This window comes from Streptomyces sp. NPDC001393, assembly GCF_053597455.1.
Window position 1 is genome coordinate 127,448 of sequence record NZ_JBSFIH010000001.1, and the last position, 23,004, is coordinate 150,451.

Annotated in this window: 20 protein-coding genes; 7 read left to right on the forward strand and 13 right to left on the reverse strand. The window is 73.3% G+C overall.

Annotation, left to right across the window (positions count from 1 at the left end):
- Positions 1-35 precede the first annotated feature (35 nt).
- The 6 genes from ACWC2T_RS00550 to ACWC2T_RS00575 form a co-directional block, all read right to left on the reverse strand.
- Positions 36-2,072, reverse strand: coding sequence for an anthranilate synthase family protein (locus ACWC2T_RS00550; RefSeq protein ID WP_450668255.1), 2,037 nt, complete (start codon positions 2,070-2,072; stop codon positions 36-38).
- Positions 2,073-2,099: 27 nt separating this feature from the next.
- Positions 2,100-2,777 (reverse strand): isochorismatase family protein, encoded by a 678-nt coding sequence (locus ACWC2T_RS00555; RefSeq protein WP_450668256.1) that lies wholly within the window; start codon positions 2,775-2,777, stop codon positions 2,100-2,102.
- Between the two features lie 117 nt (positions 2,778-2,894).
- A complete protein-coding gene (locus ACWC2T_RS00560; RefSeq protein WP_450668257.1) occupies positions 2,895-3,668 on the reverse strand; it encodes a 2,3-dihydro-2,3-dihydroxybenzoate dehydrogenase in 774 nt (257 codons plus the stop codon).
- A gap of 77 nt (positions 3,669-3,745) precedes the next feature.
- The gene (locus ACWC2T_RS00565) at positions 3,746-5,404 is read right to left on the reverse strand and encodes a class I adenylate-forming enzyme family protein (RefSeq protein ID WP_450668258.1); all 1,659 of its coding nucleotides are present in this window, start codon (positions 5,402-5,404) and stop codon (positions 3,746-3,748) included.
- A gap of 107 nt (positions 5,405-5,511) precedes the next feature.
- Positions 5,512-6,054, reverse strand: coding sequence for an SRPBCC family protein (locus ACWC2T_RS00570; RefSeq protein WP_450668259.1), 543 nt, complete (start codon positions 6,052-6,054; stop codon positions 5,512-5,514).
- Positions 6,055-6,356: 302 nt separating this feature from the next.
- Positions 6,357-7,583 (reverse strand): MFS transporter, encoded by a 1,227-nt coding sequence (locus ACWC2T_RS00575; protein WP_450668260.1) that lies wholly within the window; start codon positions 7,581-7,583, stop codon positions 6,357-6,359.
- Positions 7,584-7,977: 394 nt separating this feature from the next.
- Here ACWC2T_RS00575 and ACWC2T_RS00580 point away from each other — a divergent pair, with 394 nt between their 5' ends.
- The 6 genes from ACWC2T_RS00580 to ACWC2T_RS00605 all read left to right on the forward strand — a co-directional run bounded on the left by ACWC2T_RS00580 (position 7,978) and on the right by ACWC2T_RS00605 (position 14,299).
- Positions 7,978-8,418: a cobalamin B12-binding domain-containing protein gene (locus tag ACWC2T_RS00580; protein ID WP_450668261.1), complete on the forward strand. Its 441-nt coding sequence runs from the start codon at positions 7,978-7,980 to the stop codon at positions 8,416-8,418.
- Positions 8,415-9,761: a methylaspartate mutase gene (locus ACWC2T_RS00585; protein WP_450668262.1), complete on the forward strand. Its 1,347-nt coding sequence runs from the start codon at positions 8,415-8,417 to the stop codon at positions 9,759-9,761. The genes ACWC2T_RS00580 and ACWC2T_RS00585 overlap by 4 nt, the downstream gene beginning before the upstream one ends.
- Positions 9,758-10,723 carry an amino acid ABC transporter substrate-binding protein gene (locus tag ACWC2T_RS00590; RefSeq protein ID WP_450668263.1) on the forward strand — a complete coding sequence of 322 codons (966 nt, stop codon included), beginning with the start codon at positions 9,758-9,760 and terminating at the stop codon, positions 10,721-10,723. The genes ACWC2T_RS00585 and ACWC2T_RS00590 overlap by 4 nt, the downstream gene beginning before the upstream one ends.
- 397 nt (positions 10,724-11,120) lie before the next feature.
- Positions 11,121-12,122 carry a DMT family transporter gene (locus ACWC2T_RS00595; RefSeq protein ID WP_450668264.1) on the forward strand — a complete coding sequence of 334 codons (1,002 nt, stop codon included), beginning with the start codon at positions 11,121-11,123 and terminating at the stop codon, positions 12,120-12,122.
- 6 nt (positions 12,123-12,128) lie between these two features.
- Positions 12,129-13,202 (forward strand): aspartate-semialdehyde dehydrogenase, encoded by a 1,074-nt coding sequence (locus tag ACWC2T_RS00600; protein WP_450668265.1) that lies wholly within the window; start codon positions 12,129-12,131, stop codon positions 13,200-13,202.
- On the forward strand, positions 13,199-14,299 hold the full coding sequence (locus ACWC2T_RS00605; protein ID WP_450668266.1) for an amino acid kinase family protein: 1,101 nt from the start codon (positions 13,199-13,201) through the stop codon (positions 14,297-14,299). The genes ACWC2T_RS00600 and ACWC2T_RS00605 overlap by 4 nt, the downstream gene beginning before the upstream one ends.
- 111 nt (positions 14,300-14,410) lie before the next feature.
- On the opposite strand, the gene ACWC2T_RS00610 is transcribed toward ACWC2T_RS00605, so the two are convergent.
- From ACWC2T_RS00610 to ACWC2T_RS00630, 5 genes are all read right to left on the reverse strand, one after another.
- Positions 14,411-15,556, reverse strand: coding sequence for a hypothetical protein (locus ACWC2T_RS00610; RefSeq protein ID WP_450668267.1), 1,146 nt, complete (start codon positions 15,554-15,556; stop codon positions 14,411-14,413).
- A 175-nt stretch (positions 15,557-15,731) separates the two neighbouring features.
- Positions 15,732-16,328 carry a TetR family transcriptional regulator gene (locus ACWC2T_RS00615; RefSeq protein ID WP_450668268.1) on the reverse strand — a complete coding sequence of 199 codons (597 nt, stop codon included), beginning with the start codon at positions 16,326-16,328 and terminating at the stop codon, positions 15,732-15,734.
- A 127-nt stretch (positions 16,329-16,455) separates the two neighbouring features.
- Positions 16,456-17,163, reverse strand: a complete 708-nt coding sequence (locus ACWC2T_RS00620) for an HAD family hydrolase (RefSeq protein ID WP_450668269.1) — start codon at positions 17,161-17,163, stop codon at positions 16,456-16,458.
- On the reverse strand, positions 17,160-18,338 hold the full coding sequence (locus ACWC2T_RS00625) for an acyl-CoA dehydrogenase family protein (RefSeq protein ID WP_450668270.1): 1,179 nt from the start codon (positions 18,336-18,338) through the stop codon (positions 17,160-17,162). The genes ACWC2T_RS00620 and ACWC2T_RS00625 overlap by 4 nt, the downstream gene beginning before the upstream one ends.
- Positions 18,339-18,367: 29 nt before the next feature.
- Positions 18,368-19,297 (reverse strand): ScbA/BarX family gamma-butyrolactone biosynthesis protein, encoded by a 930-nt coding sequence (locus ACWC2T_RS00630; RefSeq protein WP_450668271.1) that lies wholly within the window; start codon positions 19,295-19,297, stop codon positions 18,368-18,370.
- Positions 19,298-19,703: 406 nt separating this feature from the next.
- Here ACWC2T_RS00630 and ACWC2T_RS00635 point away from each other — a divergent pair, with 406 nt between their 5' ends.
- The gene (locus ACWC2T_RS00635; protein ID WP_450668272.1) at positions 19,704-20,366 is read left to right on the forward strand and encodes a ScbR family autoregulator-binding transcription factor; all 663 of its coding nucleotides are present in this window, start codon (positions 19,704-19,706) and stop codon (positions 20,364-20,366) included.
- A gap of 15 nt (positions 20,367-20,381) precedes the next feature.
- On the opposite strand, the gene ACWC2T_RS00640 is transcribed toward ACWC2T_RS00635, so the two are convergent.
- Positions 20,382-21,638: an MFS transporter gene (locus tag ACWC2T_RS00640; RefSeq protein WP_450668273.1), complete on the reverse strand. Its 1,257-nt coding sequence runs from the start codon at positions 21,636-21,638 to the stop codon at positions 20,382-20,384.
- On the reverse strand, positions 21,635-22,948 hold the full coding sequence (locus ACWC2T_RS00645) for a GH1 family beta-glucosidase (protein ID WP_450668274.1): 1,314 nt from the start codon (positions 22,946-22,948) through the stop codon (positions 21,635-21,637). Before ACWC2T_RS00645 ends, ACWC2T_RS00640 begins: the two co-directional genes overlap by 4 nt.
- Positions 22,949-23,004: the final 56 nt, after the last annotated feature.

A 23,004-nucleotide genomic window follows, 5' to 3' on the forward strand; every position in this document is an offset into this window, starting at 1 on the left:
GTCTCCGAACGGTGGAGGAGGAGGGAACGGGGGATTCAGCCCAGGGCGAGCGCCGGGGCGGTGGTGATCGGCGCCGGGGTCAGCAGCCGGGCGAGTGCGTCGGAGACGATGCCCAGGCCGCCGGGCGTGAGCAGCGATTCCGGGTGGAACTGGACGGACGCGAACGCCGGGCCGCGCAGGGCGTGCACCTCGCCGGTCTCCGGGGCGCGGCAGACCTCGACCGGGCCGGCCGCGAGCGGGTGGGTGAGCAGGTCGCTGTCGTGCACGGCGGCGAAGGTGTTGTAGAAGCCGACCGGCTGGCGCTGTCCGAAGTAGTCGATGCTCTCCTGCTGGCCCTGGTGCGGACTGTCCCTGCGGACGACGGGCAGTCCCAGCAGGGTGGACAGCACCTGGTGGCTCAGGCAGACCGCGAACGTGGGTCGGCCGTGGGCGAGCTGACGCAGGGTCAGTGCGCGCAGTGCCGCGATCTTGGGGTGGTGGATGTCGCGCGGATCGCCGGGCCCGGGCCCCAGCACCGTGAGGTCGTACGCCGAGGCGTCGACGTACGCGTCGTGGTCGCGTACCGTCACCGTCGCACCGAGCGAGCGGATCTGCTGGGCGAGCATCGCCGTGAAGCTGTCCTCCGCGTCGACCACCAGGACCCTGCGGCCGGCCACCGCCGCGGTCACGGCGTTGCGTTCCTCCGGCCGGGCGAACCAGTACGGCGCCAGGCGGGCGTTGCGTCGCTCCAGGGCCTGGCGCACCTGTGGGTGCGCGGCGAAGCAGCGGGGCCGGACCGCGGGGGACGCCTGGGCGGAGGCGGAGGGGCCGGCGGCGGCGTGGGCCGTGGCATGCGCTGTGGCGATGGTGGCGGTGGTGGTGGTCCGGGAGGCGGAGGGCGCGAACGCCCGCCACAGCGCCTGCGTCTTCGCTCGTGTCTCCGCCGCCTCCGCCGCCGGGTCCGAGTGGCGTACGAGGGTGGCGCCCGCGCCGATCTCCAGCCGTCCGGCCGCGTCGATGTCGGCGGTGCGGATGAGGATCGCCGAGTCCAGGGTCGGGCCGTCCGCGTCCCGGCCCAGCAGGGCGATCACGCCGCTGTAGTAGCCGCGGCCGCGCGGTTCGTGCCGGGCGATGACCCGGCAGGCGCTGGCCAGCGGGGAACCGGTGACGGTCGGGGCGAAGAGGCCGGCGCGCAGGATGTCGGCGGGCGCCGCCTCGCTGCGGCCCTCGATGACGTACTCGGTGTGCGCCAGCCCGGACATCTCCTTGAGGTACGGGCCGTGCACGGTGCCGCCCTCGGGGCACACCTGGCCCATCATCTTCAGTTCCTCGTCGACGACCATGTAGAGCTCGTCGCGCTCCTTGGCGTCGTCGAGGAAGGACAGCACACCGGGCAGGTCCGGTCCGGCGGCGGGATAGCGGTAGGTACCGCTGATGGGGTTCATGACGACGGTGCCGCCGCGCTGGGACATGTGGCGTTCGGGGGTGGCGCCGATGAAGGTGCGGTCGCCGGTGTGGACGAGGAAGGTCCAGTAGGTGCCGCGCTCGCGCTCCAGCAGCCGCCGGAAGGCCGCGGTGACCGGCCGCAGGGAGGGGGTGCCGAGTTCGGCGACCAGGGAGCGGCGGATGACGAAGTTGGCGCCCTCGCCCTGCCCGATCTCGTCCTCCAGGACGCGGCGGACGGTCGCGGCGTACGTTGCGTCGTCGGGTTCGAAACGCGGCGTGGACGGCTCGGGGGCGTCCTCGGGCAGGCAGGCGATGACCTCCTCCAGCGGCAGCCGGTGGTGGGTGTGCGGGACCAGCGCGAGCACCGGCTCGCCGTCGTCCTGGCAGGCGAAGCCGCGTTCGGTGATCTGCCGGTAGGGGATCAGCGCGAGGCTGTCGATCACCGGTGCGGCGGGACGGGCGGCGGCGCCGCGCGGGGGCCGGGGCAGGTCGTCGAGCCGGTCCAGCCGCTGGACGTCACCGATCAGGAGGTCCACGAGCCCGGGCCCGCCGGTCTGGGGGCGGTACAGGAGGGCGAACGGGGGAAGGGCGGCGCGGAGCAGGTCCGCGAGCCCTCCTTCGAGGGCCGGCGCCTGGTGCGGGGTCATGTCATCTCCCTTTCGTGGCGGGCGCGTTCAGCGCGCGGCGGTCGCGAGGGCGGGTACGGTGGCGGGTACGGGGTGCAGGGCGGCCAGGACGTCGGCCGTGGTGGGGGTGGCGGCACAGCGCTCGGCGGCGTACGTCAGGGCCTGGACGTGGTAGTCGTAGGAGAAGTCGGCCACCGCGTCGGCGACCAGGAACGGCTGGATGTCCCGGGTGAACGCGTCGCAGGCCGTCATCAGGCAGCCGACGTGCGCGTACACGCCGCAGACGACCAGCTGGTCGCGGTCGGCGGCGGCCAGCCGGTCCGCCAGGTCGGTGCGGGCGAAGGCGCTGTAGCGCCACTTGGTGAGCACGGTCTCGCCCGGCCGGGGCGCGAGCTCGGCCAGGATGCTCCGGTCGGCCGCGTCGGCCCGCATCCCCGGTCCCCACACGTCCATCAGCAGTCCGCGCTCGGCGGGCGTCATGCTGCCGGGCTGCGCGGTGTAGAAGACCGGCATCCCGGCCCGGCGGGCGGCGTCCAGCAGGGCCCGTACGTGCGCGGTGACCGAGCGGCGGGGCTCGGCGTCCGCGGCGTACGGCGCGAGGAAGTACTCCTGCATGTCGTGGACGAGCAGCGCCGCGCGGGACGGGTCGGGCCGCCAGCCGACGGCCTGAGCCGGCCAGGCGTCGCGCCCGGGGAGCGGGTAGGCGGGGATGGGGGCGATGGACATGGTGGGTCCTCCCGGTGCGGAGAGAAGGCGGCAGAGAAGGCGGCGGGGCGAGGGAGAAGGGCGGCCCGGTGGGGAAGAAGGGGGCGGCCCGGTGACGAGAAGGGGCTCGGCGGGCCGTCAGGCGCGCAGTGACTGTCCGCCGTCGACGTAGATGTCCTGCATCGTGATGTGCCGGCTGCGATCGGAGGCCAGGAAGGCGACGGTCTCCGCGACGTCCTCGGGGGTGGCGAGCCGGCGCAGCGGGATGCCCAGCCGGTACGTGGCCGGGTCGCCGTCGATCACCTTCTGCCGGGCGTCGGGGCCGTGCCACAGGGCGTGCTGCATGGCGGTGTCGACGGAGCCGGGCGCGACGACGTTGCACCGCACACCGGCGGCGGCCAGTTCCAGGCCGAGGCACTTGGTGAAGATCGTCGAGGCGGCCTTGGAGGCGGCGTAGGCGGCCATGTTCATCCGCGGCAGCGCGGCCGCGTTGGAGGCGACGGTGACGATGCTGCCACCACCGCGGGCCGCCATCCGTCCGGCCACCGCACGGGAGACGAGGAAGACGCCGGTGGCGTTGCAGCGCAGCACCTCCTCCCAGGTCTCCTGGGTCAGCGCGGCGATCGGGCCGGTGCGCAGGATGCCCGCGCAGTTCACCGCGATGTCGACCGGACCGAGTCCGGCCTCGATGCGGTCCAGGGCGGACTCGACGGCATCGGCGTCACGTACGTCCAGCTCGACCGCCATGTGCCGGGCGGCTCCGGGCAGTTCGGCGATCGCCTCCTTCAGCGCGACGGGATCGGTGTCGCTGGCGGCGATCCGGGCGCCGTCCTCGGCAAGCCGGCGGACGACGGCGCGGCCGATGCCGCCCGCCGCGCCGGTGACCCAGGCGACGCGTCCGTGCAGTTCCATGCGGTGCTCCTCGGGGTGGGCGGGTACGGGCCGCGCGGTGGAGGGACCGGTCCGTACCCCGTCGGCGGGCGGGTACTTCAGGCCGGCGAACCGGCGAGCGAGGCCGTCTCCTTCGGCTCCCGGGCGAGCGAACCGGCGAGAGAGCCTGCGAGAGAGGTCCTCTCCTTCGGCTCCTCGGCCGCCGCGGCGAGCATGCGTCCCAGCTCCAGCCGCTTGATCTTGGTGGTGGCGGTGTGCGGCAGATCGTCGATGCGCCACTGCACGGGATCGGCCATGTCCGGCAGCCCGGCCGCCGCGGCCTTCCAGGCCGCCAGGTCCAGCGGCCGGTCCTCCCGCGTGCACACCACCGGCACCGGCCGGCCGTCCGCGCCCCGTACGACGATGACCTCGGTCAACTCGGGCAGCTTCGCCAGCAGCGTGTCCTCCGCGGTCAGGGTGGAGCCGAAGCCCTCGATGACATCGACCTCGCGGTCCAGCAGGTACAGGCGGCCCAGCCGGTCGCGGTAGCCGACATCGCCCATCCGCCACCAGCCGTCGGCGGTGACCTGCCGTGCGTAGCGCTCCGGTTCGCCGAGGAAGGTCACCGCGCGGCCGTCGCTGCGGACGTCGATGTAGCCGGGGTTGTCGGGCGTGACGGGCCTGCCGTCGCGGCTGACCACCCGGACCTCGGTCATACCGGGGAAGGGGACGCCGACCCGGCGCCCGCCGGCGTCCGCGGCCTGGCGGCGGGTGAAGCAGGAGGCGACGACGGGCCCGGTCTCGCTCTGCCCGTAGAGCTGGACGAACAGCGGGGCCGTACGGCGGGAGGCGTGCAGCAGGCGGTGCACGGTGCGCGGGTGGATCGCGTCGAAGGTGCTGGAGAAGTACTTGACGCGGGCCAGCGGGCCGCGCGGATCGTCCGCCAACTCCTCCCACTCCATGAAGGAGTTGGGGTGCGCTTCGAGGATCCCGGGCCGCAGCCGGGCGAAGAGGTCGGCGGTGTGCCGCGGCGAGGAGTCCTTGAGGACGAGCAGCGGGAAGCCGCGGTACAGGGAGATGGCGATCGCGCTGATGACCCGCGAGTGCACGAAGGAGACGTGCATGGCCACGGTCTCGCGCCCCCGGACCAGGGCGACCGCGGAGGCCTGCGGCCGGTAACGGGCCTGCAGCGTACGGCTGGTGTGCACGGCGAGCTTGGGCAGGCCGGTGGTGCCGGAGGTGTGCGTCACCAGCGCCGGGTGGTCGGCCGGCAGGGTGACCGGGGCGACCCGCGCCACGCCGGCCAGGTCCGTGAGCGCCGTGGCGCCGGGGTGGTGGCCCGCGGCGAGCAGCACGCTGGTCGCGTACTCGTGGACGGTGTCGGGGAGTTCGCGCTCCAGCTTGCTCTGGTCGGTCAGCAGGTGGGCGGGGGCGGCCCGGCGCAGCAGCTCGGCGACCGACGCGCCGTCGAGCTTCGGGGACAGCAGGACGGGTACGCCGCCGATCCGGGAGACGGCGAAGGCCAGCAGGGGGATGTCGAAGCCGTCGGACTTGTGCAGCACGACGCGCTCGCCGGAGCGTACGCCGGCCGCCCACAGCCGGGCGGCGAAGTCGTCGACCAGATCCGCGGCCTCGGAGACGGTCAGCCGGCGGCCGCGCTCGGGGGCGATGTCCAGGTCGTGGTCGAGGGTGATGACGTTCGCCGGGTGCTTGGCCGCGGCCCGGTCGAGTATCGTGCCGAGACCGATTCCCTTGTTGCCGATGCGCTGCAGAAACATGGTGCTTCCTTTTTTCGGAACGGGCGGACGGTGGTGCGGGGAATTTCCGGGTGGTGCGGGGAAGTTCTTCGGGGCGAGCGGGGAGGTGTTTCAGGGCGGGGTGGCCGCTATTCGGCGCTCATGAGCCGGGCAATGCGCTCGACGGTCTTCCGGAGGTCCTTCTCGATCTTCACCTGCCATTCGCGGATGAACTGCGCCCGCTCGGCACGGCACATGTCCGCGGTGATGCCTTCGATGCCCTCGGTGGCCCGGCCCATCCGGAAGTGGTGGGTGAGGACGGTGCCGCCGGGGGTCTCCGCGAGGTCGAAGCCCCAGACGCTCTCCTGTGCGTGGCCCGCGCTGTCGCGCATCGCCCAGCGGAAGGTGCGGCCCGGCTCGGCCGCGGTGACCTCGGCCTCCGTGGTCCACTCGCCGCGGACGACCGGGGCCCAGCCGACGACGTCGGCGGCCCGGTGGTTGGTGCCGCGGAACACCGAGCCGACCTTCGCGGGCGTTCCGTCGACCCAGCTGCCGCCGGTGCACTCCGGGCTCCATTCGCCGCTGCGGGGCAGGTCGCTGACCATGCCGTAGACCTCGGCGGGAGGCGCCGGGACGAAAATCTCGGCACTGGCGCGGAAGGTTTCCTGGGCTTCGAGCATCGTGTTCGTCATGGGAAAGAAACTCGCAGCATTTCCCGGGGTGCGCGATGCTTTCGGCCCAGTGCCCAAAGGATGGGAGAGGGGTGGGACACGGTACGGCGATCCGTCGAAGGGTTCGGATACCGGAGAACCGCGTTCTGGAGCAACGAGAAGCCCCGGCACGGGCTTGCGCCGCGTACCGGGGCCATGAGACGTGCTTAAAAGGAGAACGTGCGTAAAAGGAGAACGTGCGTAAAAGGAGAACCTGCGTGGAAGGAGAATGCGCGTAGAAGGAGAACGGCGCAAGGGGACAATGCGCGGTACCGAAGGCGGAGTTACTCCTTGCGGCCGCGACCGGTCACCGTCAGGAACGCCAGCGCGACGACGGCAAGCACCGCGCCCAGGCCGTACGCGGCCGCCGGCCCGTGGGCCAGCGCCAGGCCGCCCAGGCCCGTACCCGCACTGATGCCCAGATAGATCGCGGAGGAGTTCAGCGACACCACAAGCGGCGCCTCGGACGGCGCGGCGGCGATCAGCCGGTGCTGCTGCGGCGGGGTCTGCGACCAGCTGCTGGCGCCCCACAGCAACACGAGGAGCCCGACGGCGAGTTCGGTTCCGCCGCCGTGGGCCGCGATCCCGCCCAGCAGCGCCAGCGAGCCGCCCATGGCGACGTACGCGCCGGTCAGCAGTCGCACGGCACCCCAGCGGTCGGTGACCACTCCGGCCAGGAGGTTTCCGAGCACCGCCCCCAGCCCGTACAGGAACAGCATCAGCGTGCCGTGTGCGGTGGGGACTCCGACCGCGTGCAGGGTGGGAACGGCATAGGCGTAGACGGTGTAGCAGGCGGCCATGCCCAGCACGGTGAGCGGGAGCACGGCGAGCACTCCGGGACGGCGCAGCGCGTCCAGCCGGTCGCGCAGTGGCACCCGGGGGTTGCCGGGCAGCCTGGGCATGATGGCGGCCACGCCGACGCCGGCGAGCAGGCACAGCGCGGCGACCAGCGCGAGGGCGCTGCGCCAGCCAAGCCACTGGCTTGCCACACCGCCCAGCGGCACACCGAGTGCGGTGGCGATGGTCAGCCCGCCGATGACCACCGCGAGGGCACGGGCCCGCTGTTCGGGGCGGACCAGGGCGGCGCCGACCGCCCCCGCGTTGGGTGTGTACGCGGCGGCGCCGACTGCGGCGAGGACGCGGGTGACGAGCAGCACGGAGAGGCTGGGTGAGAGCGCCGAGCCGAGGTTGGCGAGGGCCAGCACGCCCAGCGCGCCGACCAGCAGGGTGCGGCGCTCCAGGCGCGCGGTGAGGGTGGCGACGACGGGCGCGAGCAGCGCGTAGGCGATTGCGAAGACGGTGATCGCCTGGCCGGCGGCGGCCTGCGAGACGTGCAGCCCCGTGGCCATCGAGGGCAGGAACGCGGCCAGGACGAAGGCGTCGGTGCCGACCGCGAAGGTGCCGAGGGCCAGGACGAGCGTGGAGGTGAGACCGCGGCGCGGCGGCTCGGGGGCCGCGCCGCCGGCCTGTGCCGACTTCGGCGGCCGGGTGGCCGCGGACGTGGTGGACATGACGGTACTCCTGCGGGTGGGGGGGACATCTCCGGGACGGGGCGGACACCTTCCCGGATGGGACGGACACCTGCCCGGATGGGACGGACACCTGCCCGGATGGGACGGACACCTTCCCGGATGGGGCGGATGCGCCCCAGCATCCGCCCGGCGCCGCCGTCCGCGCGATGTATTCGACGCAGCGCCAAAACCAGCGCTCCATGCCCTGGCGCAACGGCGCAGCATTCGACCAACGGCCGAACAGATCGCGGGAATTGACCGGGCTCGCCTAATGTCCAGGGCATCGGACGAGCCGGTCGCCCCACCGGTCACCGATCACCACATTCCCCTTTCTTCAAAGCCACCCCATTCCCTCCCTCCCCAGCCCACACCACACCTGTACCCAGGGGGACCCATGCCCGGTCGGTTTCCACATCAGAAACGGCACGCGATCATCTCCAGCGTCTCTTCGGACTCGCACACCTGGAACCTCGTCTTCCTTCAACTACTGCTGGAGGAGAACGACTTCGAGGTGACCAATCTCGGCGCCTGCGTACCGCCCGACATGCTCACCGAACGCGCCCTGGAGCTGCGGCCCGACCTCATTCTGCTCTCCAGCGTGAATGGCCACGGCGGGCTGCAGGGCGCCGATTACGTCAGGGAATTGAAGAGCCGTGAGGAACTCGCCGACACCCCGGTCGTCATTGGCGGAAAGCTCGGTGTGGCGGGTGAAGCGGACCGCAATCTCGTTCCCGAGCTGCTGGACGCCGGCTTCGACGGCGTGTTCGTCGGCGACGAGGCCGTGCCGGAATTCCTCCGCTACGTCGAGAACCTGAGCCTGGTGACGGCGGCATGAACAGCCCACCCGTCGCCTTCGGTCGTTACGTCGCCGAGCGGGCCGCCGCGGGCTCCCTGGTCGTCCAGCCCCGCCTCGGCTTCGCCACCACGGCCCGGATGCGCGCCGCGCTGGAGGCCGTACGACGTGCCGACGCCGACACCGTCGGCACGCTCACCCTCGACAGTTACACCCGCGTCAACGACCACGCCGCGGCGGCCCGCGCCCTGGCGGCCGGAAAGGACCTGAACGGGTTTCCGCTCGTGGCGCACGGCGCCGACCGCACCCGCGGAATGCTGGACGGACTGGCCGGCCCCGGCTTCCCGGTTCAGGTACGGCACGGTTCCGCACAGCCGCTGCAGATCTTCCGGGCGCTGCTGGACTCCGGTCTGGACGCGACCGAGGGCGGCCCGGTCTCGTACTGCCTCCCCTACAGCCGCGTGCCCCTGCGCCAGGCGGTCGCGGCCTGGGCGGAGTGCTGCCGGCTGCTCGCCGACGGCCCCGGCGACGGGCGCCCCGGGCACCTGGAGAGTTTCGCCGGCTGCATGCTGGGCCAGCTCTGCCCGCCTGGCCTGCTGGTCGCGCTCGGTGTCCTGGAGGGCCTCTTCGCCCGTGGGTACGGCGTGCGCAGCCTGTCGCTGAGCTACTCCCAGCAGGTGCACGCGGGCCAGGACACCGAGGCGCTGCGCGCCCTGCGGGCACTGGCCACGGAGTTCCTGCCGGATGTGGACGTTCACCTGGTGGTCTACACGTTCATGGGGCTCTTCCCCAGGACCCCCGCCGGGTCCGCCGCGATCCTGCGGGACAGCGTCGACCTGGCCAGGGCCGCGGGCGCCGAGCGGCTGATCGTGAAGACGGCGGCGGAGGCCATGCGCATCCCGACCGTCGGCGAGAACGTCGAGGCCCTCGAGTCGGCCGCCGCCCGCGCCCGCGAGGTGCCCGCGCAGCGGCCAGAGGACGGCGCGGACCTGGCGGACAACGAGACCTATGCCGAGGCCCGCACCCTCGTCGAGGCGGTGCTCGACCTCCATCCGGATGTCGGGACCGCACTCGTCACGGCCTTCGCCCGCGGCCTGCTGGACGTGCCGTACTGCCTGCACCCGGACACCGCGCAGCGGGCCCGCGCCCGCATCGCGCCGGACGGCCGGCTGCGCTGGTCCGATCCGGGCCGGATGCCGCTGCCGGCCGCCGTGATACCGGCCGCCGAGCGGCTGCGCCGGGTGGGCTCCGCCGAACTCCTGCAGATGCTCTCGCACAACCAGCGCGCCTACGACGGCATCACCGACACGTACGACCGCACCGCCGACACCCACGATCACCTCCCCACCCGTCCCACCCTCCGAAAGGCAACGGCCCTCGCATGACCACCGACACCACCACCGAATCGACGGCGTCCCCCACCCTCGCCGCCGTCCGTGCCCGCGGCCGGCTCCGCGTCGGCGTCTCCACCGGCATCAAGGGCCTGTCCTGGACCGATGAGCAGGGCGTACGCCGGGGTCTCGACGTGGACACCGCCCGCGCGGTGGCCGCGGCCGTGCTCGGCGACGCCGACGCCGTCGACTACGTCGAGCTGACCCCCGAGCAGCGGATGCCCTCCCTCGCGGACGGCTCGATCGATCTGCTCAGCTGCAACGCCACCTGGACGCTGACCCGCGAGTGCGGGGCCGGGGCCGTGTTCCTGCCCACCACCGCCTACGACGGCGGCGCGTTCATGGTCAAGAAGTCCACCGGCATCACGAAGGCCGCCCAGCTCGCGGGCCGCAAGCTGGCGGTGCTCGGCGGCACGAGCAGCGCGGCCAGCCTGGACGCCTACTACGGGCCACAGGGCCTGGAGGTCACCGCCGTCCCGTTCGACACGCCCGCCGAGGCCCTGGCGGCGTACGCCGACGACAGTGTCGACGGCTACGTCTGCGACCGCATCGTGCTGGCCGGTGAGCGCACCCGGATCGGCGACCCGGACGACCACGTCATCCTGGAGGAGACGATCTCGAACGAGCCGATGGGTCCCGCCGTCCGCGACGACGACCCGGCCTGGCTGCGTATCAACCGCTGGGTGTTCTTCGCCCTGGTCACCGCCGAGGCGGAGGGCCTGACCGCGGCCGGCGTCGCGGCCGGCACCCCATCGGCGCTGCTGGACCGGCAGGCCGGGCTGGGCGCCGCCGCCGGTCTGCCCGCCACCTGGATCCAGGACGCCGTCGGCCAGGTCGGCAACTACGGCGAGATCTACGACCGCAACCTCGGGGCCGCCTCCGGCCTGGGCATCCCGCGCGGCCTCAACGACCTGTGGCTCCGCGGCGGCCTGATCTACGCCCCGCCACTCGCCTGATCCACAGGGCCGGCTCGCTTGGTCCACGGGCCGTGGCCGGCCTGGTCCAGGGGCTGCTGCCCGCCTGATCTACGGGCCGGCTCGCCTGGTCCACGCGCCGTGCCCGGCCTGGTCCATGCGCCGTGGCCGGCCCGGTCCGGGGGCTGCCGCTCGTCTGGTCCACGGGGCTGGCTCGCCTGGTCCACGCGCCGTGGCCGGCCCGGTCCAGGGGCTGACGCCCGCCCGGTCCACAGAGTGTGGCTCGCGCTTGGGCCACGGGCCGCCCCCCATCTGCTCCACTCGCCATCGCTCGCCCGCTTACGGCCGTACCGACCATCCACCGACCGTCCATCGGCCGTGGCCGTCCCCTCCGGTCACGGCCTGTCTCCGGAGACCCGACTCACCTGGAGTTCCCACCATGCAACCCCCCTCCGCTGCCCGGCCCTTGCTCCAGATCGGTACCGCCATGGCCGGCTGGGGCACCATCGGGGCCTTCGTGCTGGCCAGCGGCCAGCCGTCCTTCAACGTGGCCTTCGTACGGTGCCTGCTGGGCGCCGTGGCCATCGCCGTGATCTGCCTGGTGCGCGGCGACTTCCGCGACACCAACCTCACCAGGCGCAACCTGTCCCTGATCGTCGGCGGCGGTGTCTGCCTGGTCTTCAACTGGGTCTTCCTGTTCACCGCGTTCAAGCTGACCTCGATCACGCTGGCCACCGTGCTCTACCACACCGAGCCGTTCTTCGTGCTCTTCATGGGCGCGCTCGCGTTCAAGGAGGCCGTCACCGGGCACAAGGTCGCCTGGGTGGTCCTCGCCTTCGTCGGCCTGGTCGCCACCACCGAGATCTGGAAGCTCAGTTCGGACGACCTCGGCGACGGCTATCTCCTCGGCATGGGCTGCGCCACCGCCGCGGCCGTGCTCTACGGCATCGCCACCGTCACCGCCAAGCAGGTCAAGGGCGTCAAGCCGCAGCTCACCGCGCTGATCCAGTTCACGGTCGGCGTGCCGCTGCTGCTGCCCTTCGCCGACCTCGGCTCGCTGGCGCACGCCGGCAGCCGCTGGGGCTGGCTGGTCCCGATCGGGCTCTTCCACACCGCGCTGCTGTACTTCCTCATGTACTCCGCGGTGCCCAAACTGCCCAGCGCCACCATCGCCGTGGTCGCCTTCGTCAACCCGGTCGTGGCCATCCTCTCCGACCTGGTCTTCTTCGGCCACCACCTCTCGCTGGGCGAGGGCGTCGGCATCGTCCTCATCACTGTGGCGAGCCTGGGCGTCACCCTCGGCTGGCGCGCCTACCCCGTGAGGAAGTCCACCCCGCCCGCCGAGTCCTCTTCTCCGTCTTCCTTCTCCTCCGCACCCACCGCCTCGTCCACGTCCTCCCCTTCCCCGGCACCCGCCGTCGCCGTCGACACCAGGAGCTGAACCACCGTGACCGCCACCCTTCCCGAGACCGGCGCCCGCCCCGTGACCGGCGCCCCCCGCATCGCCCTGGTGGGCGGCACCGGGGCCGTCGGCCGTACCTTCCTCGAACTCATCGCCCAGCGCGGCTTCGAGACCTCCTCGATCCGGCTGATCGCCTCGGCTCGTTCCGCCGGCCAGGTGCTGCCCGTGCCCGGCGGCGCGGAGGCCGTCGTAGAGGACCTCGGCACCTGCGACTTCTCCGGAGTCGACCTGGCGTTCTTCTCCGCCGGTACGCCCATCAGCGCCGAGCACGCCCCACGTGCCGCCGCGGCCGGCGCCCTCGTCGTCGACAACACCAACGCCTTCCGCATGGACCCGGACAGCCCCCTCGTCGTCCCCCAGGTCAACGGGCACCTCCTGGCCGAGCGCCCGAAGAGCGGCATCGTAGCCAACCCCAACTGCTCCACCATCCCCCTCGCCCGGCTGCTGAAGCCGATCCAGGAGCGCTACGGGCTGCGCCGGGTGACCGTGTCCACGTACCAGGCGGCCTCCGGCGGCGGGCAGAGCGGGATCGACGAGCTGCGCGCCGACACCGCCGCCCGGCTTGCCGACCCGGCCGCGCCGGCTCCCCAGAACAGCCGCTTCGGTCCGGGCCTCGCCTTCAACGTCGTACCCGCCATCGACCGCTTCCTGGAGCACGGCGGCACGCTGGAGGAGCAGAAGATGCGCCAGGAGTCCCGGCGCATCCTCGGCCTCGACGGCCTCGACCTCACCGCCACCTGCGTCCGCGTCCCGGTCGTCAACGGTCACTCCGAGGCCGTGGTCATCGACACCGAACACGCCGCGGACGCCGCCGAGATCGCCGCGCTCCTCGCCGCACAGGAGGAGGTGCGGGTGTGGACCGAGGGCTTCCCCACACCCCGTACGGTCACCGACCAGCCCGATCTGGTCCACGTCGGCCGGGTGCGGACCGACCCGGAGAACGCGAACCGCCTCCTGCTGTGGCTGGTCGCCGACAACCTGCGGATCGGCGCCGCGCTGAACGCCCTGCAGATCGCCGAGAAAGCTGTTTCCCACGGCATCGTCGGAGGTGCGCTGTGAGCCTGCACGTTCTGAAGTTCGGTGGATCGACCTTCCCGTCCACGCACCAGTACCGGTCCATCGCCCGCTATCTGCGTCGCCGCATGGCGCGTGGCGAGCAGCTGGTGATCGTCGCCAGCGGGATGCAGGGCGCCACCGAGAACCTCCGCTCGCTGGCCACCTCCATCGACCCCGGGGTGGGCACCGCGGCCCTGCACGGTGTGCTGCCGCTGGCCGACACCACCGGCGCCGGTCTGCTGCGCATCGGCCTGGAGCGCGAGGGCGTGCCCGCCACACTGCTGCACGGCCACCGTACGGGCCTGGTCACCGAGGCCGTCGAGGACCGCGCGGCGCCGCTGCTGCGCACCGAACTCGGCGAGATCAAGGACCTGTTGGACCGCGGCATCACGCCCGTGCTGCCCGGCGGGCAGGGCGCGGACGACCAGCACCGGCCCACCTGGCTCGGGAAGAACAGCTCCGACCTGAGCGCGGTGGCACTGGCGGGCGCCCTGGGCCTGCCGGAGGTGGAGATCTTCTCCGACGTGGAGGGTGTCTACTCGGCCGACCCCTACATCATCGACGCCGCCCGTCCGATGCCGCGGATCGGCTACGAGGAGATGATCACGCTGGCCGGGCACGGTGCGAAGGTGCTGCACCCGCAGGCCGTACGGACCGCCCAGCGGCATGGCGTCCGCATCGTCTGCCGCCTCAACTACGGTGACTTCACCTCGGGTTCGGTCATCGGCGACACCGGTGGTGTGCGGGCCGTGGTGGTCGACCTGCGCTCGGTGGTGGCGTCCTTCCCGGACGCGGCCACGGCCGACGCGGCCTACGAGCGCCTGCTCGCCGACGGCGCCCAGGCCCACCGGCCGCAGGTACCGGGCCGTCACCTGGCGGCCGTCACGGGCGGCTTCTTCGACGTCGGCCGCGCCCTGGCGGACGCCGGGCTGCCGGTCTCCATCGGTAGCGAGCGGCTGGTCACGGCGGTGCGCGACGGCGTGGCGACGATCCATGTGGCGGACGACGAGCAGGCGGCGCGCCGGCTCGGCGCCGAGCTGCACGACGAGCTGACGACGGCGCGGGCCGGGCGGGAGAGGGAGGCGCTGGTCCGGGCCTGAGGCAGGACGGTTCGGGCCTGAGGCAGGACGCACGGTGGCCCCGGGGCGTGTGCCCCGGGGCCACCGTGCGTCGGCGGAGGATGCAGGCCGCGGCCCGCGACGCGGGACGGCTCAGCCGTGGCCCGCGGTCAGCAGTTGCGAGCCCAGCTCCGTCAGCAGATGCTCCACCTGCTTGCCCCGCCGGTGCGTGACGATCAGCCCGGCCCGGCGCAGTGCGGCGGCATGGCTGGAGGCGGTCGCCGCCCCGACACCGAGCCGGCAGGCGAGCTCCGTCGTGCTGCAACCGGTGCCGATGGACGTCAGGGCGTCCGAGCGGGCGCGGCCCAACAGGGCGGCCAGCGGCGTCGGTTCGGTGGCCGCGCGGGCCTCGTCCCGGGTGGCCCGGACCGTGCACGGGTACCGCAGCACCGGCAGCTCGCCGCCGCTGAGCACCGTGGGGTGCGCGGCCACCGCGCTGGGCACCAGCAGCAGCCCGTCCACGCTGTGCTGGGGCGGCTGCACCGCGGGACCCCGGCCGCCGCCCTGCGCCGCGTACGGGGGCGGGGAGACGTACAGGATCTGGTCCGCGTAGGCGATCCGGTCGTGCAGCGTGTCCAGCAGCCGGGCCGCCCCGTGCCGGGCGAGTTGATGCGCGCGGCAGGCGACATCGTCCTCCAGCGCGCGGCGGTGTGCGGGCCAGTCCTCGGCCAGCCACAGGCCGAAGGCGGCGCGCAGCGCCTCGATCAGCTCGCCGATCTCCTCGACGGGCACCGACGGGGGGCCGTCAGTCCTGTCGTACGCGAGGACGGCGGGCTCCGGGCCGAGGGGTTCCGGACCGCCTGGCGAGGGCCCGTAGGCGCGACCGGAGTAGGTGCTGTCGAACGGGCGGCAGCCCTCGGTCATCCTTGCCCGCAGCGCCTCCAGTTCCTCCTCGAAGCCGGGGCAGCTGGTGCGGTCCAGCAGTGTGGGAGAGAGCAGCCTGGCCACCGGCCAGCGGACCGCGCGCAGGGCGGCGGTCAGCCGCCGCACCGTCGCCTCGGTCCGCGCGTCGCGCCGGGGGGCCTCACTGCGGTAGGGGCGGGCCGGCCCCGGTCCCGCGGCCCCCGCGTGCCGGGCGGCCTGGGCGAGCAGTTCGTTCATCGGCGAGACCATGAAACGGGTACGGGACAGGGCGGCGCCGTCCAGGACGAGCGCGGCGCGCAGTCCGGTGCCGAGGTGCTGCCCCCCTGGCGCGAGCGGGGCGCGGGACGAGCCGGTGGAGAGGTCCATGACGGTCACGGGTGCCTTTCGGGATGCGTAAGGACGAGTAGCGATGAGTGGGGATGAGGGCCGGGTGGAGCCCCGGGGTAATCACATTCCTTCTGGAAGGTATGTTTTTGGCCCACAGGGCGGCCCCGGACGGTCGGCTGTCGGGTGATACGGCCGCATGACTGTGCCGCCTGGCCGGTGCGGCTCAGGTGACCGGGCCCGGACCGCCCGCGCGCAACGACGCCAGGAACGCCCACAGTGCCTCCCGCCAGCGGGCCGGTTCCTTCCCGATGGCGGGCCAGCCGGCGAAGACCGCGCCGTAGACCATGGCGAGCAGCACCTGGGCGGCCACCTCGGGCCGCCATTCCGGCGCCAGCCGGCCGAGCCGGTGGGCACCGCGCAGCTGCTCCAGCAGGCAGTGGTGCACCTCCTCCAGGAGGTTGGGTGTCCCGCCGCCACGGCGCCCGCTGTCCGCGGCCAGCCGCAGGGCCGCCCGGATGCGTGGGTCGTCCAGCTGCCGGGCCAGGGCCAGCATCGTGTCGTGCAGGGCCTGTTCGGGGCCGGCGCCGGGTGCCTCGGCCGTGGCGCGCAGCGCGTGCCAGCGCTCGGCGGCCTCGCGCTCCAAGGTCTCCGCGAGCGCCTCCTTGGACGCGAAATGCCCATAGAGCGCACCCTTGGTCGTGCCCAGGCGGTCGGCCACGGACTGCAGGTTGGTCCGTGCGTATCCGTGCGCCGCGATCTCCTCGGCCGCCAGCTCCAGCGCCCGCTCTCTGGTGCGCCGAGCACGTTCCTGCCGCGCCATGCGCCCTCCCTTCCGTTCCGTGCACTCGTCCGTACTCTCGCCACTGGGATGAAACATACCTTCCGAAAGGAATGTTTTCAGCTTCGAACGATACGGGCCGCACCGGGCCCGCATCGCGGCGCCCCCGCTACCGGGGGCCGCCCGAGGCAGGCACGCGTGGCCAGCCCCGGTGTGCGGCATGAGCCGCCAACTCCGGGTCGTCGCCCACGACATGGGGACGCCCCACGGCTTGCAGCATCGAGAGGTCACTGGCGTGATCCCCGTAGCCGTAGGCCCGCTCCGCCGGCAGCCCGTACCGCTCCAGCAGTCCGGCCACCGCCTCGCCCTTCGCCGCGCCGACCATCGGCCGCCGCACCTCCCCGGTGAGCAAGCCGCCCTCCGTGACCAGGAGTTCGGTGGACAGGACCTCATCGGTGCCCAGATCACGGGCGATCGGCTCCAGCATCGGCCGCGCCGACCCGGAGACCAGCACGACCGCGTCTCCCGCTGCCCGATGCCGCCGCAGCGCCTCGACGGTCGCGCCGACGAAGGCGGTCGGCCCGGTGCGGTAGCCCTCGTACCACTGGCGGGCGGCGGCGCGCAGCTCCGCCAAAGGGACCCCGGCGTACCGCCGGAAGTGCGCGCGATTGCGTGCGGCGCGGTCCGGTCCGCCGTCCGGGACGGCCGCCGTACCATGGCGCTCGGCCGCACCGGAGGCCACCCAGTGGTCCCAGAACGCGAGCATGCTCTTCGCCGTGATCAGCGTCTCGTCGACGTCGAAGAAGGCGATCCCCCGCGCGCGGGACAGCGTCCCCGTACCCGCGCCTGAGCCCGCACTCGTCCTCGTGCCCGTCATCGGCCCTCCGCCCTGTCCCGGGCGCCCGCGCCGCCCGCGAACACGGCATGCGCGTACGCCCCCGCCGCCGCTTCGAAACTCACCGCCGGATGGGCCGCCACCGCCGCCGCATCGCGCCACCGCCGCTGCACCGGATCGTCCTCCGCGAGGCCGCCGGCGCCCAGGGCCCGCCACAGCCGTTCGGTCTCGGCCGCGCACAGCTCCACCGCCAGCGCCGCGTCCCGCCGGTTCGCGGCCACGGCGAGCGGGGTCGCCTCGGCGTGGTCCGCCCGGTGCGCCGCCTGTTCCAGCAGCAGCTGAGCGGACTCGATGTGCGCGGTGCTGCGGGCCAGCACCTGCTGCACCGCACCGCTGTCGCGCGCCGCCCGCCCGTCGGCCCCCGTCCTGCCCGCCATCCGGATCTCCCAGTCGCGCACCGCGCCCCGCGCCGCGCCCAGGGCCGGCGCCGCGAACATCAGCGCGGCGACCATCGCATACGGCACGCGGTGGCAGCGCGCCGCCCCCGGCCGTACCCGTCCCAGGTCGGCCAGCGTGAAGGAGCGGTGCTCCGGTACGTAAACCCCGTGCACGGCAACCGAGTTGCTGCCCGTACCACGCAGCCCGAGGGTGCGCCAGGTGTCCGCGACGGTCACTGCCGTCCGCGGCACGGCGAAGACGCGGTGCCCGGCCTCCCCCTCGCCGGGCGTCCTGCTGGCCAGCAGCACCCACTGCGCGTGGTCCACTCCGCTGGCGTACGCCCAGCTGCCGGTCAGCCGCCAGCCACCCGGCTCGGGTAGGGCCTCGCCCTGCGGCGGTACGACCGAGGCGGCGATCCGCACATCCGGGCCGTCGGCCCACACCTCGCGCTGCCCGGCCTCGGGCAGATACGCGGCAAGCCGGCCGTGCGCCGCGTACAACGCCGCGCACCACGCGGTCGACGCGCAGGTCTCGCCCACCGTGGCCACCGCCTCCAGCAGCTCGGCGAACCCGCCCGCGCGGCCGCCCCGTTCCACGGGGACGAAGTGCCGGGCGAAGCCGGCCCGGCTCAGGGCGGCGGCCACCGCGGCGGACAGCCGACGCCGGCCGTCCAGGGCACCGCGGTCGCCCGCCGCCGCCGCGATCACCTCGGCGTACGACAGCGTGCCGGGCGCGGGGTCAGCCGTCCGCCCGTCCGGCTGCCGGACCGGCTGGGGCATCCTCACGTCGAGCATTCCGGCCGTCGGCATCAGGCACCGCCCACGGGGATGCGGGCACCGGTCAGTTCGGCGGTGGCGAGGGTGCGCTCCCCCTGGACGGCGGTCAGGCGCAGGGCTCCGTCGCCCGGCCGGCCCTCGGCCAGGGTGATCCACACCGGTGTGTCGAGCTCGCCGAAGGAGTCGAACGTGATGGACGCCGAGATCGCCTCCCAGCTCTCCGGGTCGCTCGTCGCCCCGGCCGAGGCCGCGCGGGCCGCCTGCCGGAAGGCCTCCAGCAGCGCCATCCCCGGGATGTGGTCGCAGGCGTGGTCGAAGAGCACGGGGTGCCCGAGGTCCAGCCGCAGCTGCCACCGGCCCCCGGCCGCCGCGCCCTGAGCGTCCCTCAGTACGGAGTCGCGGTCGGCGCACCCGGCTCCCGCACGTACCGGCACGTGCCCGGCCGCGCCCGCCACCGCTTCGTCCAGCGTCGCGTTGGAGTGCACGGTCGTCCCGCCGGTCCGGCGCCGCAGCGCCGCGTACCGCCGGCGCTCCATCGTGGTCCAGCGCATTCCGGCCCGGCCGATCCGCACCCCGCCGGCGTACACCTCGACCGCCATGCGCGTGCCGCGCCCGGCACGGGTGCAGTCGATCTCCAGCATCACGGGGGCCGCCTGCGCGCCGCCCGGCGGCAGCGGCGCCTCCAGGGCGAACTCCAGGTCGCACAGGACGAACGCGCGATCGCGCGGCACCTCGTGGAAACGATGCGAGAGGTAGATCGCGGCCTGCCGGACCGCCTCGGCGAGCAGCAGCGGGTCACCCGCGGGCCGGTCGCCCCGGTGCCCGAGGAAGCGGTCGCGGGGCCAGCGGACCGCGACGGTGAAGCGCGCCTCGGCCACCTGGACGGCGTCGCCCAGCAGGACCTCACCGGCCGCGGCCTTGTGCACCAACTCCTTGGGGACATGCGTGCGTTCCGCTATCATCCGGCCCGCGCTGCGGATCGCCGAGGCGGACTGCAGCGTGCAGCGCGCGCCCCTCGGCGCCCTGGACCTGAATCCCCCGCAGGTGCGAGCCGCGTGCGTGCCGCCATGCGCACACTGGTGGTATCCCCCCGGCCCGGTGAGCGCGTCCCCCGCGACGACCACGGCACTGACATCCATGTTGAGCTCCTCCCCAAGAGGGAATCGCCGATGCCCAGCGACGTGCGACCACATCGGAGCGCATACGTACGCGTGCGCACGCATCCCCCGATGCCTCAGCACGTCCTTGAGCAGCGGATTCCTAGATCACAAGGACGATCGCGGGTCGAAAATATACCTGCGGGAAGGTATATTGCAAGGGTCGCCCAACAGGCGGCGCACGATGCGACAGAGGAGAGAGCCACCACCCATGACTCGGACCCCGTCCGCTGCGCAGACAGCGTCAACTTCCTTTCCCAGCAAGAAGATCGCCGCCGCCCGAGGCCCCGAGCCACGCCAGGACCGCGCCGTGCGGACCAAGGCGATCGTGCTGAAGGCGGCCGCCGAGCTGTTCGCCGCCCACGGCTTCCGGGAGACCTCCGTGAAGGACGTGGCCGAGGCGGTCGAGATGACCAAGGGCGCCGTCTACTTCCACTACCCGAACAAGGAAGCCCTCGCCGTCGCCGTCGTGGAGGAGCACTACGCCCAGTGGCCGCGCCTGCTTCAGGAGGTCCAGGCCGAGCAGCTGTCGCCCCTGGAGACCGCGATCGCCATGCTCGACCGCGCCGCCCTCGCCTTCCGTGACAACGTCATGGTCCAGGCCGGGGCCCGCCTCCAGATCGAGCGCCTGCAGATCGACGCCGAACTCCCGACCCCCTACGTGGACTGGACCAACCTCCTGCACTCCCTCCTGATCCAGGCTCAGGAGCAGGGCCAGCTCCGCTCCGACGCCGACCCGGCCGCCGCCGCCCGCGCCCTGGTCGCCGGCTTCTTCGGGATGCAGCACATCTCCGATGTCCTCCACCAGCGCACCGACATCGAGGACCGCTGGCCCGAGGTCCGCGACCTCTTCCTGCGCGCCCTGCGGGCCTGACGAACGCGGCCCGGCTCATTCCACGCCCCGTATCCGCCCCACCAGCACCGCCCCCGCCAGCCCGATCGCCGCCGCCGCCAGGTACAGGACCCGGTAGCCGCCGAGGTAGGTGACGATCGGTGCCGCCAGCGCGGGGGCGGCCACCTGGGGCAGGGCGTTGGCCACGTTGATGACGCCCAGGTCCTTGCCCCGGTCCAGCGCCGTCGGCAGGACGTCCGTCATCAGTGCGAAGTCGACCGAGGTGAACACGCCGAAGCCGACGCCGAGGACGGCCGCCGCCACGATCGCGCCGGGCCAGGTCTGCCAGCCGGCCAGGGCCGCCGTCGCCACCGCCATCAGCACGCCCGACCAGACGACGAACGGCTTGCGCCGGCCCACCCGGTCCGACCACACCCCGCCCGCCACGACGGTCGCCATCAGCGTCAGGCTGTTGACCGCCGTCAGCACCAGCACGCCCTGGCCGGGATCGGGGCGGTGCAGGCGGTCGCGGAGGTAGTACAGCAGGTACAACAGCACCAGCGAGTTGCTGAGGTTGATCAGGAACCGGGTCAGCCAGGCCCAGCCCAGGTCGGGGTGGCGGCGCGGGCTCAGCCAGAAGCCCGCGAGGAAGCCGCGCCAGGACCAGGGCGGGCGGTCCTCGGGCGGCAGCCGCAGGTCGTCGTAGCGCAGGACGTACGGCAGCACGCCCGCCGCCGTGAACACCGCGCACGCGGTGTACCCGGCCCCGGTCCCACCCACCACGGTCGCAAGGCCCGTCCCGCCGACCACGCCCAGGATCTGCGCCGCGCCCAGCCAGCCGCCCACCGCGCCGCGTTGGCGCCGGGGCACCCGGTCCGGCACGGCCGCCGTCACCGCCGCGAACGCCGCGTTCAGCGTGAGCTGCACCAGGCACCAGCCCAGCGCCATGGACCACACCCCGCCCGCCCGCGCGAGCAGCAGCAGCGACAGCGCGCCGCCCGCCGTCCCGGCCACGATCCACGGCGTACGGCGGCCGGGGCGGGCGGTCGTACGGTCGGACAGGGCGCCGAAGAGCGGGTTGGCGAGCAGGGAGACCACCGCGCCGGCGCCGGTCACCCAGGCCAGCATGGTCTCCTTGGACATCCCGGAGCCGGGCGCGAAGTCCTTCGCCTGGGAGGCGAGCAGGATCTGCAGCGGGCCGAACCAGCCGACCCAGATCGCCCCGTTGGCCAGCGACAGGGCGGCCGTCCAGCCACGGCCGACGGGTTCTACGGGTTCGGCGAGGGCGGCGGCGAAGCGGCCGACCGTGGTCATCTCTGCGCCCGGAGCACGTCCCGGAACCAGTGGTAGGAGGCCTTCGGGGTGCGCCGCAGCGTCGCGTAGTCCACGTGCACCAGGCCGAAGCGGCGGGCGTACCCCTCCGCCCACTCGAAGTTGTCCATCAGGGACCACACGAAGTAGCCGCGCACGTCCACGCCGGCCTCCAGCGCGGTGTGCAGGGCGCGGATGTGGGCGTCCAGGTAGGCGATGCGGTCCTGGTCATCGAGGCCGTCGTAGGAGCAGCCGTTCTCGGTGATGACGATCGGCGGGAGTTTGTCGCCGTAGGTCTCGCGGAAGCCGCACAGCAGCTCGGTGAGGCCTTCGGGAACGATCGGCCAGCCGAAGTCGGTCACCGGCCGGCCCTCGATCTCCCGCACCGAGAACGGCAGTTCGGCGGGGAGCGCCAGGCCGCCGTACTCGCTGTCGGTGCCGCCGGGTGCCCCCACCCGCGTCGGCGCGTAGTAGTTGATGCCGTACCAGTCGACCGGTTCGGCGATGACCTTCAGGTCCGCCGTGACGTCCCCCGGCATCAACTCGCCCATCCCGTCCGGGTATTCGCCGAGGATGACCGGCTCGGCGAACAGGCGGTTGAGTAGGACGTCGTAGAAGCCGGCCGCCTCGGCGTCGGCCGGTTCGGCGGAGGCGGGCCAGGTGGGGCCGTGGGAGTTGGCGATGCCGATGTCCCTCGCCCCGGCCGCGCGCAGGGCCCGTACCGCGAGACCGTGGGCGAGGAGCTGGTGGTGGGCCACCGGGAGCGCGTCGAAGAGGAGCCGGCGGCCGGGTGCGTGGGCGCCGAGGGCGTGGCCCAGGAGGGTGTGCTCGGCGGGCTCGTTGAGGGTGATCCACTGGGTGACGCGGTCGCCGAGCCGCTCGGCCACCACGGAGACGTACTCGGCGAACCGTTCCGCCGTGTCCCGCTCCAGCCAGTCCAGCGAGGCGGGCAGGTCCCAGTGGAAGAGGGTGGGCACGGGCCGTACGCCCGCCGCGCACAGCTCGTCCACCAGGCGGTCGTAGAAGTCCAGGCCGCCGGGGGAGTTGACCCGGGGCCAGGAGACGGAGAAGCGGTACGCGTCCACGCCGAGGCCGGCGAGGAGGGCCACGTCCTCCCGGTAGCGGTGGTAGTGGTCGCAGGCCACCGCCGCCGTCGTACCGTCCTTCACTCGCCCCGGTTCGGCCGTGAACACGTCCCACACGGACGCCTCGCGCTCGTCCGCCGCCCCCTCGATCTGATGGGCGGAGGTCGACACACCCCACAGGAAGCCGGCCGGGAACCGAGGTATCGGATTGCCTGCGTCAGTCGCCATGCCGGGATCATCCTTACCCCCGGTAACGTAAGTCAACGCCCCGGCGGGAACCGGCG

Excerpts from the sequence above, each read along its gene's own strand:
- ACWC2T_RS00575 (WP_450668260.1), bottom strand. The coding sequence starts at position 7,583 with ATGTCCACCACGTCCGCGGCCACCCGGCCGCCGAAGTCGGCACAGGCC.
- ACWC2T_RS00640 (WP_450668273.1), bottom strand. The coding sequence starts at position 21,638 with ATGACCACGGTCGGCCGCTTCGCCGCCGCCCTCGCCGAACCCGTAGAA.
- ACWC2T_RS00570 (WP_450668259.1), bottom strand. The coding sequence starts at position 6,054 with ATGACGAACACGATGCTCGAAGCCCAGGAAACCTTCCGCGCCAGTGCC.
- ACWC2T_RS00580 (WP_450668261.1), top strand. The coding sequence starts at position 7,978 with ATGCCCGGTCGGTTTCCACATCAGAAACGGCACGCGATCATCTCCAGC.
- ACWC2T_RS00555 (WP_450668256.1), bottom strand. The coding sequence starts at position 2,777 with ATGTCCATCGCCCCCATCCCCGCCTACCCGCTCCCCGGGCGCGACGCC.
- ACWC2T_RS00645 (WP_450668274.1), bottom strand. The coding sequence starts at position 22,948 with ATGGCGACTGACGCAGGCAATCCGATACCTCGGTTCCCGGCCGGCTTC.
- ACWC2T_RS00590 (WP_450668263.1), top strand. The coding sequence starts at position 9,758 with ATGACCACCGACACCACCACCGAATCGACGGCGTCCCCCACCCTCGCC.
- ACWC2T_RS00550 (WP_450668255.1), bottom strand. The coding sequence starts at position 2,072 with ATGACCCCGCACCAGGCGCCGGCCCTCGAAGGAGGGCTCGCGGACCTG.
- ACWC2T_RS00565 (WP_450668258.1), bottom strand. The coding sequence starts at position 5,404 with ATGTTTCTGCAGCGCATCGGCAACAAGGGAATCGGTCTCGGCACGATA.
- ACWC2T_RS00625 (WP_450668270.1), bottom strand. The coding sequence starts at position 18,338 with ATGCCCCAGCCGGTCCGGCAGCCGGACGGGCGGACGGCTGACCCCGCG.
- ACWC2T_RS00635 (WP_450668272.1), top strand. The coding sequence starts at position 19,704 with ATGACTCGGACCCCGTCCGCTGCGCAGACAGCGTCAACTTCCTTTCCC.
- ACWC2T_RS00595 (WP_450668264.1), top strand. The coding sequence starts at position 11,121 with ATGCAACCCCCCTCCGCTGCCCGGCCCTTGCTCCAGATCGGTACCGCC.
- ACWC2T_RS00615 (WP_450668268.1), bottom strand. The coding sequence starts at position 16,328 with ATGGCGCGGCAGGAACGTGCTCGGCGCACCAGAGAGCGGGCGCTGGAG.
- ACWC2T_RS00630 (WP_450668271.1), bottom strand. The coding sequence starts at position 19,297 with ATGATAGCGGAACGCACGCATGTCCCCAAGGAGTTGGTGCACAAGGCC.
- ACWC2T_RS00560 (WP_450668257.1), bottom strand. The coding sequence starts at position 3,668 with ATGGAACTGCACGGACGCGTCGCCTGGGTCACCGGCGCGGCGGGCGGC.
- ACWC2T_RS00620 (WP_450668269.1), bottom strand. The coding sequence starts at position 17,163 with ATGACGGGCACGAGGACGAGTGCGGGCTCAGGCGCGGGTACGGGGACG.
- ACWC2T_RS00585 (WP_450668262.1), top strand. The coding sequence starts at position 8,415 with ATGAACAGCCCACCCGTCGCCTTCGGTCGTTACGTCGCCGAGCGGGCC.